The organism is Paraburkholderia sediminicola (assembly GCF_046026895.1).
Classification (GTDB): domain Bacteria; phylum Pseudomonadota; class Gammaproteobacteria; order Burkholderiales; family Burkholderiaceae; genus Paraburkholderia; species Paraburkholderia sediminicola_C.
The window spans coordinates 157,454-169,032 of record NZ_JAQQEU010000009.1; the positions used below are offsets into that span (position 1 = coordinate 157,454).

Annotated in this window: 10 protein-coding genes and 1 pseudogene; 3 read left to right on the forward strand and 8 right to left on the reverse strand. The window is 59.9% G+C overall.

Annotated elements, in window-relative coordinates:
• Positions 1-744: 744 nt before the first annotated feature.
• The 5 genes from PQR02_RS09430 to PQR02_RS09450 all read right to left on the reverse strand — a co-directional run bounded on the left by PQR02_RS09430 (position 745) and on the right by PQR02_RS09450 (position 6,283).
• On the reverse strand, positions 745-1,131 hold the full coding sequence (locus tag PQR02_RS09430) for a response regulator transcription factor (RefSeq protein ID WP_408228777.1): 387 nt from the start codon (positions 1,129-1,131) through the stop codon (positions 745-747).
• A gap of 163 nt (positions 1,132-1,294) precedes the next feature.
• Complete coding sequence (locus PQR02_RS09435) at positions 1,295-1,918, reverse strand: response regulator transcription factor (RefSeq protein ID WP_408228845.1); 624 nt, start codon at positions 1,916-1,918, stop codon at positions 1,295-1,297.
• On the reverse strand, positions 1,915-3,366 hold the full coding sequence (locus PQR02_RS09440) for a PAS domain-containing sensor histidine kinase (RefSeq protein ID WP_408228780.1): 1,452 nt from the start codon (positions 3,364-3,366) through the stop codon (positions 1,915-1,917). Before PQR02_RS09440 ends, PQR02_RS09435 begins: the two co-directional genes overlap by 4 nt.
• Before the next feature lie 1,165 nt (positions 3,367-4,531).
• Positions 4,532-5,119 (reverse strand): BPSL1445 family SYLF domain-containing lipoprotein, encoded by a 588-nt coding sequence (locus PQR02_RS09445; protein WP_408228783.1) that lies wholly within the window; start codon positions 5,117-5,119, stop codon positions 4,532-4,534.
• 483 nt (positions 5,120-5,602) lie between these two features.
• On the reverse strand, positions 5,603-6,283 hold the full coding sequence (locus PQR02_RS09450) for a hypothetical protein (protein WP_408228786.1): 681 nt from the start codon (positions 6,281-6,283) through the stop codon (positions 5,603-5,605).
• Between the two features lie 282 nt (positions 6,284-6,565).
• Between PQR02_RS09450 and ppk2 the strand changes: the two genes are divergently transcribed.
• Both ppk2 and PQR02_RS09460 read left to right on the forward strand, forming a co-directional pair.
• Positions 6,566-7,381, forward strand: a complete 816-nt coding sequence (ppk2, locus tag PQR02_RS09455; protein ID WP_408228789.1) for a polyphosphate kinase 2 — start codon at positions 6,566-6,568, stop codon at positions 7,379-7,381.
• 316 nt (positions 7,382-7,697) lie between these two features.
• Positions 7,698-8,156 carry a zinc-finger-containing protein gene (locus PQR02_RS09460; protein WP_408228792.1) on the forward strand — a complete coding sequence of 153 codons (459 nt, stop codon included), beginning with the start codon at positions 7,698-7,700 and terminating at the stop codon, positions 8,154-8,156.
• A gap of 95 nt (positions 8,157-8,251) precedes the next feature.
• On the opposite strand, the gene PQR02_RS09465 is transcribed toward PQR02_RS09460, so the two are convergent.
• Positions 8,252-9,238, reverse strand: a complete 987-nt coding sequence (locus PQR02_RS09465) for a Dyp-type peroxidase (RefSeq protein WP_408228795.1) — start codon at positions 9,236-9,238, stop codon at positions 8,252-8,254.
• Between the two features lie 535 nt (positions 9,239-9,773).
• On the opposite strand from PQR02_RS09465, the gene PQR02_RS09470 reads away from it, so the two are divergent.
• Positions 9,774-10,211, forward strand: coding sequence for an SET domain-containing protein (locus PQR02_RS09470; protein ID WP_408228798.1), 438 nt, complete (start codon positions 9,774-9,776; stop codon positions 10,209-10,211).
• Positions 10,212-10,255: 44 nt separating this feature from the next.
• On the opposite strand, the gene PQR02_RS09475 is transcribed toward PQR02_RS09470, so the two are convergent.
• Positions 10,256-10,510: a hypothetical protein gene (locus PQR02_RS09475; protein WP_408228801.1), complete on the reverse strand. Its 255-nt coding sequence runs from the start codon at positions 10,508-10,510 to the stop codon at positions 10,256-10,258.
• A gap of 687 nt (positions 10,511-11,197) precedes the next feature.
• Positions 11,198-11,579: pseudogene (locus tag PQR02_RS09480) on the reverse strand (MocR-like pyridoxine biosynthesis transcription factor PdxR); the annotation flags it as partial.

Sequence of the window (11,579 nt, forward strand, 5' to 3'; positions counted from 1 at the left end):
GTTCACAGGCCTGATGGCCGTTTGAGGCGGCTCTAATTGTGTAGTATCCAACTGCTTTGCCGTCGGGAGAGAACATGACGCCCTTGTCGCCTTGCGCACCCGCGATGAACCCCGCCTTCACTACGCCCGGGAATAAAATACCAACTTCGCTCGATAGTCGGTCCTCGGCTTTTGTTCCGTGTCGAACCGTCGCTGCAAAGCCGCGCGTACTTTCACGTCAGGCTCAAAGTCTCCCGAGGCTGAAGACTGCCGCGTCGAACAAGCCAGCGCGAGCAGCGAGAGCGGGATGGCGAGGATAAGCTGAAAATACCTGACCATGGCGCGAGCTCCAGGCACAAAAGGCCGTCTCCGCATGAAAGGCGTTTCCGACGATAATTCCCCCGGCTCATGCCAATAGTGGTATTCCGGTCCTGATAAAACAATTAGACTTTGGTCCTATCCCCTCCCACGATTCTCGGTACACGGACGGACAAATGTGTCCGCATGCCCGCTCTGGGATCCGGCAATCATCGCCGCGTAAAGCAGACCCGTATCTCATCACGTGCTCCTGCATTTGCATTGAACGCTGCGCGCGCAGTGAACCCGCGCGCGCCGACGGCAGGCGAATGCGGAGGGTCAGATAGCCGCGCGTCAACTTGAAAAGGCCGGCCGCTCGATTGACGCGCTGACGTAGCTCAGTTGGTAGCTGGGATACAGGGAGACATCAAACCTTAGTCCCATATCACCAGGCGGAGCGCACGGGCTTCAGGGGCGCGACGAACCGTCTATCGCCATTTCCACGGCCTTGATCAGGATGGCCGCATTGAATGGTTTGCGCAGATACGCTGCCGCGCCGGCCCCAAGGGCTGCCTGCCGAACGGAAAGCTCGTCGTGCGCGGTGATCATGACGATCGGCAGGCCCAGTGGCGCGAGTTGACGCTGGACTTCCAGACCGTCGGTTCCCGGCATCTGGATGTCCAGAATGACGCACGCAGGGCGGTATGACGGAATCGCCGACAGCGTATTCAGAAACTCGTCGCCGCTTGAAAATGTCTCCGCCCCGATACCTGCGGAGTGCAGCAGACGCTTGATGGCTCGGCATACCGATTCGTCATCGTCGACCACAGCAACGATTTGGTTGAGGTTGACCATATGACGGCGCGAACACGCAGTCGCTCCATGAATAGACCATCTGGGGTTCCAGCGTAACGGGAGATACGGTGACGAGATATAGGACTTTGGTCCACTAGCGGCATTGATTCGACGGAACAGGTCCGATATTCCTCTCACGAGGCCCCGATCGGACCATTCCGGATCAGTTGCCGTCGGCCGCGTGCACGCCGACTTTTTCCGCCAGCCGAACGAGTTCGACAATCGATCGGGCCTTCATCTTCTCCATTACGCGGGCCCGATGAATCTTGATGGTCTTTTCAGCCGCGCCAAGATCGCTGGCAACCTGTTTGTTCAGACGGCCGGTTAGTACGAGCGCCATGACTTCGCGCTCGCGGCGCGTGAGATGATTGACCCGTTCCTGAAGTTCCGCCCTTTCGCTTCTTTGCGTCCACTCCACGCAAGCGCGCTTGAGTGCGCGATCCACCGCGGCGAGAAGCAGCGATTCGCACACCGGCTTGGGTAGAAAGTCGAGTGCGCCACCCTTCATCGCTTCAACGCTCGAGCCGATGTCGCCATGTCCGGTCAGAAAAACGATGGGGAGAAGCTGGTCGAGATTGCGCTGCACCTCCAGACCCGTCATTCCCGGCATCTGCAAATCGAGAATCAGGCATGCGGGCACGCTCGCCAGATCGGCTCTATTCAGAAGAGCTTCGGGACTGTCAAAGGACTCAACGTGGTAACCGGATGCGCGCAGAAGCCGCGCAAGTGCGCATCGCACCCGCTCGTCGTCGTCTACGATGAAAACGCGGGCCGCGGCCCGACTCAAAGCGACTGGGGATGGTGCCTTTGCAGGTCCGCTCCCGGAGGCAACGTTATGTGAAACGACGCTCCCTTGTCCTCGTTGTTCTCCGCCCATAGCTGGCCTCCGTGCGCCGTCACGATCGTGCGGCTAATAGAAAGTCCCAGACCGAGTCCCTGAGGTTTGGTCGTGAAGAAAGGCCGGAATATCTTGCTCATCCTGTCGACAGTCAACCCCTGTCCTCGATCTTTCACTGTGATCCGTACGCCTCCCCCAGCCTCTTCTCGCACTGTTGTCTCAATCATGCGCTCCGTTGGATCGCATTCCTTCACCGCGTCGAACGCGTTCAGCAGCAGATTAAGGACAACCTGCTGCAGTTGAACCTTGTCGCCGAACACCATCGGCAGATGGTCGGAAATGTCGAATTTCGTGCGAACCTCGCGCGCCATAGCATCGCTATGGACGAGCAGCGCGATGTCCCGGACCACACTGCCAACCTCCACCGGCCGCAGCTCCATGTCGCCTTTTCGTACCATCGTCCGGATCTTCTGGATGACTTCGCTCGCGCGACAGCTGTCCAGGATGATGTCGCCCAACGCCTCACGGAGCTCCGCCTTATTGGCGTTTTCCGCCTCCATGAATTTTTGCGCGGCTTGGGCGTTGCTCAGGATAGCGGTAAGCGGTTGATTCAACTCGTGCGCAAGAGAACTCGCGAGTTCTCCCAACGATGACACGCGCGCCAGATGTACCAGTTCATTGCGGTTCCGATCGACTTCGAGGCATGCGCTGCGACCCGCTATCGCGATGATCCGCAATGCCTGATCAAAGGCGCCATATCTGGTCGTATTGGCTTCGACATGAAAACCTTCACCGTCACGCCGCCGCGCAACCAGCATCTGTGTCGTTGCCGCGTCGGAGATGCCGCTTTGGACACCACGGTCTGCGGACGCCGAATGACCACGGTCCAAGCCGTGAATCGGGAACAGCATCTCGATCGATGCGCCGATCAGCTCTTCCCCGCTGTATCCGAACAGATCTATCGCTTTGGCATTCGCGAAGGTTATCCGATTGTGGCGATCGACCGTCAGGATCGGGATCGGCAACATTTCAAGGGCGCCCCTCAACGGCATGCTTTCGTCCAGTATCCGGCGCCTGCCGCGTCCGTCTCCGTACAGCCATGCAATGCATGCGCCCGGATACCCTCGCCATGCCGGTTTTCGGCCGCCATGCTGATGCTGATCGGCTGTAATGCGCTTTTTCGGCATATCGGCGACATCGCCATGGAGAACGATAAAATCGGAACCCGATGTCCTCAGGCGCCGATGTCCGTGTTGACGACTCGATCGGGTGCTGGAGGGAAATGCATGCGCATCGCTGTGGGAGCTTCGAGACGGATGACGCCACGCATAGCAGGCGATAGCAAAATCAGCCACCTCTTGAATCAGGCCTTTGCCACGCACAAGCAGATTGATCATCGGCCTCTCCGTAACCAATATTTAGTGCATGTGTGGAGTTACCCGGCCGGCAGCCTCTTTACCCAGCCTACGCTACTTAACCGATTTTGCGAAGTTCGCTTCGTACAATAGGTAACTTGGAAACAGTATAGGATCTCAAACTTTAATTCCACGAGTAAATTGAAGCAATTTTTTCCTCAGTCGGGGATCTCAGTCTGCGAAGTGCTCGGCACTTTATAAAGCGTACGAGCAATCAAGGGGCGCGGACAGGTCGATTTCATATCTAGTTAATTAGGCACGCTTAAAAAATGCCCCGAGCACCGTTGCCCCTAGAGAAAAGCGATTCGGCGGCCGCGTTCGCGACCCGTCAAACAACTCCGTGAAGTTTGCATACCTTCACGTTATTGCCGTGGCGACTTGATTGCCATCGTCAAGCAGAAACCCGCGCATGCTCGTGGTTAACCCTGCAGAGATAATATGACACGTCTATGGAACCATTTAATTGATGTTTCTGGGCTGGTGAGCGGTTTTTTTCGCCACGTAATCGATTTTGATAGCGCCTTTCAGCCAACAACAAAATATACCGATAGTTATGCGGTTTAATTCGTGATGTGGATCGGAATCTTCATTGGGTATATGTGCAGCGTCAAACGAAGATATGTCCCACGCTGCGCCGTGAATGGCGAGTCGTTTCGAACGCTCGCTAAATGGAGAGTAATACCGCCGACGCGCTCCGGGGTAACCTCAATCCTGTTGGCGTAAAAGGACGGGTGTAACTTGCGACGCTCCTGCTGGGACCCGCGAGCGAGCCGCATCGTCACAGTTTGCGTCGCTAGACCTCATGCCGGCACGCCCGCGGGAGATGGTCACTCGCGCTCCAATGCACGACGGGATATGGCTTTACGGTATTTGCAGACGACGTCGCTCGGAAGCCGTGCTTCATCACGGCTTCGAAGTCCGATTTGCTGCGACGCAATCACACCGCTCACAGCACGCCGTTTGAGTTGTCACTCGGTTGTTCGGCTGGCGCAAGCCGATTAGCGCTCAAATACGCGGTCCATCCCGACCATTTCACGGCGCGCTTCGGGACATCGCATTCTGGCGTGTACCATCGCAGGTCCGCATAACGATTCGGCATGCATTGACCCCGATGATCAAATAGGCATTGCAGAAGAGCACCGCGCGTTCACAGGTCGAGTCTGCTCACCTTTGTTCCAGCAAGAGAGATATCAGCCATCAGACCTTGGTTGGTCAATACTAGCGCCACAACCTGCGAGGACACGGACGATGTGTCGATTGCACCGTTCGCGCCTACTTTCGCAATCGAGACCCCCATGTCGGCCCCAACCGACCAGCCCGACGTACTGCGGAATTTGTCCAGTGCGGCTTGCGTCATGAAGAGGAAAATGATGGCGGTCGACTGGACGCCCGCCTGAAATCCGAATGAAGCGGACGTCGTGCTGTAATAGCCGACTGTCGCGCCACCGACACGCAACGCGCCGTTGCCGTGCTCGGCGCCAACAATGAAGGCCGCTTTTTTCACATCAGGGAAAACCAGCACCCCTTGGGCCTTTGATACGAGTTCACGTGAACCGCCTACCGCCGTGAACAATCGCGACAACGTCCCGTTCACGGCCGAATCGATCTCTTGCCGCTTTGCAGCGTTGGTTTCGGGACTCTTGCCGCTTCCCGATGTCATAGTGCAACCCGTAAGAGCCAAACTCGCAGCAGCGGTTGAAATCGCAATATTTTGCACAAAGTTCCGTCTGTTCATTATCGAACTCCATTGTGGTTACAGTGCGAATCGCCAGGCCCTATGTCTGGCCGCTTCGGTCCTTTGTTCTATCGCATTCCAACAGTTGGCCGCAATGCGGCTTGTCTTGCTGCTCTATCACACGCGCCGTGCGCAATGACCCGGCGAACTCTGACCGGGTCTACCCTTTGTGCCCGCACGGCGTAGACGCGCAGATCCAGCCGGACATGGCGAACGGTCATGTCCGGGTTACGAGGCGCGGCGGCGGCAGCGCCTCCGATTGCATGATGTCACGACGGGGCAATCGGGAAATCGGACCATGGTCTTACAGCCGGCGACCGCACAGGCCGAGGAATGCCTGACGAACGAACGTGCTTGCGAATTCCGGCTCAATGGCCGCCGGACGACATCGTTGGCCGATCGCCTGAAAGTGCGGGCATCGAATCACAGTTTCGCGAGCGTGCGCTGAGAGCCTGAACGCCATCAGGGAAAACCAACCCTGCGTCATCCGCCAAGCGCGATGATCGCCATGGTCAGCGCGACGCCGACTGCCGCCATCGCAAAGCCCGCTTTCCATCCGCCGAACCCGGAGTAGCGGCCGAGCGCCGTCCCACTGCCGAACAGCATGACTATCGTCAGCACACGCGAAACGATCAACGCCGTCGGGACGTCCCTGAACAGGACGAACGGCAACGCAACGGGAAAAGTCGCGAAGACCACGATCAGGAAGATTGCCGCCGCACCGACGATGTCATCGCGCAAAAAGCGTGGGCGGTGCGGCAAATCCGGGATGGCGGCAAGGCGTGCCCGGATGAGTTCCAGTTCCGCATCGGTGATCAGGGGCGTGATCCACCTGGGCAAGGCCGCGCGAAGCGCCCCAACTCCGGCCACCGCATTCGGCTCATGTCTCACGGTCAGCGCAAGCGTCAGCCGCCGGCCGCGATTGGTCAGCGTGCGCACCAGAAACATCACGGCGTCGGCCAGCCCCCATGCGAGATTGCACCCAAGTGCCGTGTAGAACATTTTTCGCCCGGCCTCTTCGCCGGCTGTGGCGGCCGACACGGCGCCCACAAATGTTAGCGCCATGAACAGGCCAAAACACAATTCCGACACCCGATCGACTGTGTCCAGAATCGGCTCGCGGGTGTCGATGTCTTGCTGGTTCGTTAGACCGGTAGCGTCCATGAGGTCTCCCGCCGCGCGTGGCATGTGATTGTTCTCATCATCCAGTCGAACGCGCCTTTAGCGTTTCAGCACCCGGCCGCGGATAGACACCGCCGGACGGTAATCGTCATCGCATGGATCCCCATTGGATCGACGTTCCACTGACAGTGTTCAGGGAAGATACGCCGCGCGATCTGGCGACGATATTGGACCAAGGTCGTATGGCCTTCCCGCGTTCCGCGTCCTACCTTGATACAGGATCATCGGAAAACGCGTCAGCTGAGACCGTGTGGAGATATGGGAATGGCGAAGACCCAGGCAAAAACAGACCCGTCCGTGGAAGGCAAGCCGCTCTCGTACAAGGAGTACCGGAAGGCGCTATTCCACTTGCACGTCGAACTGGTGAAACTCCAGGAATGGGTGGTGCAAACGGGAGCCAAGATCTGCATTGTCTTCGAAGGCCGCGATGGCGCCGGCAAGGGAGGCACCATCAAGGCGATTACCGAACGGGTCAGTCCGCGCGTATTTCGCGTGGTCGCCCTGACTGCGCCGAGCGAGCGCGAGAAGAGCCAGATGTACCTGCAACGTTATGTGCCGCACCTGCCGGCTGCGGGGGAAGTCGTGATCTTCGATCGCAGCTGGTACAACCGCGCGGGCGTCGAGCGAGTGATGGGTTTCTGCTCCGAAGCGGACGTCGATCTCTTCTTCAGGGCGGTGCCGCTCGTCGAGCGGGCGATCGTCGAGTCGGGGGTCATCCTGCTCAAATACTGGCTGGAAGTCAGCCCCGAAGAACAGACCCGCCGCCTGGAAGAACGCATCAACGACGGCCGCAAGGTTTGGAAACTGACGGACATGGACCTGAAATCCTATAGCCGCTGGTATGACTACTCGCGTGCACGCGACGCGATGTTCGAGGCGTCGGACACCGAAATCGCTTCATGGTATGTGGCCAATTCGAACGACAAGCGGCGCGTGCGTCTGAACATCATCAGCGATCTACTGAGCAGGATTCCTTATAAAGCAATGCCGCGCAAGAAAGTTGCGCTGCCGAAGAGGCAAAAACCGCATGACTATAAGGAATCGGACTATCCGTTCAAATACATTGCCGAGCGCTTCTGACCTCGTCGGCGTCAGTGCGGACGAATGCTGTGGTTGCCATCAAGGGCTCCGGCCTTAGCCGGCTTAAAGCCGTTGATATAGCCGGCGGCGCCTGAAGCACCCGAGCGAAATCCGACCCAGGGCTTGTAGCCCGTCCACGAGCGCCCCCTTCAATATATTCTCGGCCGCCAACCCGCGTACGCCCGATGTATGCCCGCGCCATCGACGGCCGACGGGCATTTCCAGCCAGGCCCGCTAAAATCGTATAGTTGTTCGCCCCTGCTGCTAATCGGACCCGCGTTATGAGATTCCCTGCATTGTCCCCGGAGGCGCCCGGATGCGCGTAGGCAAACCTGTGAAGGCGTTACCGCAACCGCTGTGCGACTACTGCGGTACGCGCGCACTGCTCGCCCGCGCTGGCGACGAGTCCTATCCCTATCGGGAAGATCACGGGCCGATCTGGATCTGCGCATCCTGTCAGGCCTGGATCGGCGTGCATTCGCGCAGCACGCGCAACGTCCCGCTCGGACGACTGGCGAACGCGCAGCTTCGCGAAGCGAAGGGCCGCCTGCATGACGCGCTGGAACCGCTGGTTGCCGGCAAGGTGCGCCGCGACGGTGTGAACACGTTCGAGGCGCGCGCCAAGGCGATCCGCTGGGTGGCGACTGAAGTCGGGTTCGATCCGATGCCGGGCTCAATTCACATGCTCACGCTCGACCAGTGCGAGCAGGCGCTGCGATATGTCGATGCCTTCCAGGCAGCGCGGCGCGCTTCATCGGATAACACGCAGACTTGACTCTGCCCCTATCGGAAGGACGATAGCGGTCTCCTGCTCTCCTGAAACAGGCAGACTCACTCCATCGCAGCGCTCCAACCAGCTGTCCTGCCAGCCTATTGCGCAGCCGAAAGCTTCTGCTGGGCGGCCCGAACGAGGGTCTCCAGCATCGGACGCGCCGGGGCGAAGAAGGTCGCGCCGGTGTGCGGCGTCGAGACATCCAGCAGCCGATCGTATGCGCCCGGCGGATCGCCGACATACAGCCGTTCCAGCATTTTCTCGATGACCCACAAGTAGCGTGAATAGCCGATGAAATAGGTGCCGAATTCCCGCTGGCCGGGCCGGCCGAACGGCATGTTGTCACGCAGGATATCGTGCTCGTTGCCGTCGGCATCCACGATCGTGGCCAGCGACTTGTGGGACTTGCGCGGCGCGTCGTCGTCGTCGATTTCAATGTTGTCGATCTTCGTTCGACCAATGATCGCTTCCTGCACGGGCGTCGGAATCTGCGCCCATGCGCTTAGATCGTGCAAATACTTCTGCACGACGACATAGCTGCCGCCGCGGAAATCCGCGTCTTCATCGCCGACTAGCGCCGCGGCAGGCAAGTCCAGACCGGTCGGATTGGCCGTGCCGTCGACGAAGCCCAGCAGGTCGCGCGCATCGAAATAGCGAAAGCCCGACACTTCATCCACGACGCTCACGCTCGCGCCGAGACTGTCAAGCAGGATGCGTTCGAACTCGAAGCACAGATCGGGACGGTCGGAGCGGATATGAAACAGCAGGTCGCCGGGTGTCGCGGGCGCCGTGTGAACGGTGCCCCGGATCGGCGAAAACGGCTTCAGTTCCCGAGGTTGCTGATCGACATGGAGACGATCCCACAGACCTCGTCCGATGCCGACGATGCATGACAGCCGGGCAGAAAGATCGCGGAACCCGACGGTCTTGACGAGATCATCAAGCCCATCGAGCGCTGAACAGAGGCTGGTAAGAGCGGCCCGGTCGCTGGCGACGGTAACCACGAGAAAGACGGCTGCGCGCGACAGGGGCGCGTCGATACTTTGCGCGTCGATCGGCACTCTGTCCCAACTCTTATCACTCATCTGGAATGCTCCCTATCGGTTTGTGACCGCTTCGACAGCGGCATGCGTCGTCGGCGCCGGACGCTGCCGTGGATCTCGCACCGCAGGGATCGCCTCAGCACCGGGTTCCGGTCGAGGCGAGCGCTCATCCAGACAGGCCGCGCCTGGTTGCCGGCAAATTTGCTGAGGCGTGATCAGGTGCCCCGTGGAATGATACGTGCTGTTTCAGCGATTTGTTGGCCGACACTTTCTCCCACCGTCTTGCCCCATCCCGCCTACGTTGACCGTGACCTATCCGAACGCCAAACACACTACCCCGTCGAGCGGGTGCGGCGCTATCTGGAGCGCCGACGATGGCGTCTTTACGATCTCCGGCAAGACCATTAGCCGCCAGAACCTGTTTCGCCCAGGGATACGATGACCGGATAGCAATCGAAATGCGTGACGGCCCGCACTTCATCACCACGGCAGCGGATAAGATGGACCCGTCCGGATGCCGCGCTCACGGCGTTCGGTCAAGATGATACTGGCGTCTACCTCACTCCTCTCGCATAGCATGAAACGTATCTCTGTCAGGCGTTCCCCGATACACGGCAAAGGTGTCTTCGCGCTTCAGGCGCTGCCCGCCGGCGTTCGCATTTTCGAATACAAAGGGCTCGTGACGACCTGGCGCGAAGCCGCGCGCTGGTACCGATCCCGTCCGGACGGCGGACACACGTTCCTGTTCGGACTGTCCGGCGGCCACGTGATCGATGGCGGCCGCGGAGGGAACGGCGCGCGCTGGCTGAACCATGCCTGCGTCGCGAATTGCGAAGCGGTCGAGCAGGCGGGGCGCGTGTACATCGTGACGATCCGCGACATCGCGCCGGGCGAGGAGCTTTTCATCGACTACGCGCTGGAGGTGCCGCGCGCATCGCGCAGGGACGCGCTTGCTGCGTACGCCTGTCATTGCGGGACGAAGCGTTGCCGGGGAACGATGCTCGGCGTGGCTTGATGCTGAACTTGCACGCGGTTCCTGCTTCGACGACCGAGTGCTCCCTATCCCGGCATGGCGGCAATCAGCTCGCCATGGTCAACGACGTGTTCCGGGCCCAACGATCGTCCGCAGGCCGGACAGGCTGGCATGGTGTCGGCGAATAGCGGATCGAGTCCCTCATAGTCGCCCCCGTGCTTCAGATCACGCAGACAACTGAAGTGCCAACCGTCGGGCATGGCTTCGTCATCGAAGCTTTCGATAATCGAACCGCGGTGCCCGCACGGACACTGCACATAGGTGATTGAGCGCGTCTTCATGATCGCCTTGCGACGGTGAGCCCGAGACACGTTGTTGCGCAAATCTCGCGCCAGCAGCCAGCAGACTGCTTGTGCCGGGTCTCCGGGCGCACCGGCCTGCCCCCAAGCCGTATCTGTACATGAATGCGTTGCCTTGGCTTGCCGGTATGCGTTACATCGCCGCACGCTGGCTTACTGAAATCGCATGCGGCTGTGCGGCTACGCGCCCGGCCAGTTTCACGAGGGGCGAGGCCAGCCGGTTGGAATGAACGGACCGTCAGGGGCGCACGACGACTCCATGCGTAGTGATCGAAAGTATCTGCTCGGGCACAGCGATTGCGCCAAACAGGTATTCCAATCGCTATCAGGGAGCCCCTCATGGACCCGCTAGACCCGCTCGACCCACTCGATACCCTCCTCCCGAATGCCTCGCCAACCGGTTGGCGCCCGGGCGCCGCACCTCGTCGAGCGGCCATGTTCTGAATGCCCGATGATCCGACGCGTGCTGATTACCCGAAAGAACGCCCCGTTCGTTGCGTGGGTGGCTATTGGCACCGGCACGGTGTTTCTCGTGCTGGCCCTGCCATCCGCCGCATTCGGCGCTTTTCTCGTGGGCGCGTGCTGTGCCTGCGCGGGGCGACGTTCGCGGCCGTGAGATGCGCGCCGTGCATCGCGTCATGCACGTTTGTCCAGCTCCCCTGCCCACGATTACCTTGAGCCGGTTCGACGTCTAGCAACCTTAGCTGCTACCACTGCGGCAAGCCGTTGCGCAGCCGCCTTCATCGGCGCATTGCTGAACCCGCCAAATCCATGAATCAGCCCGAGTCGAGCGGTTCCCCGCGCGAACATCGGCGACACTGCACGCACCGTGACTCCACGTCGAGCCGCCAACTCGGCGACCGCGCGATCATCCGTGCCCTTCGCGAGCCAGAGTACGAAATGCATGCCCTGGTCGCCCGGCTTCAACCACGCGAGGTCATTGGGCAACAGCGCGTCGCGAGCGTCTCGATCAATTGCAGCCGATGCTCGGCGTACACATTGCGAATCTTGCGGATGTGACGCTCCAGATGGCCCTCCGCCATCAAGGCCG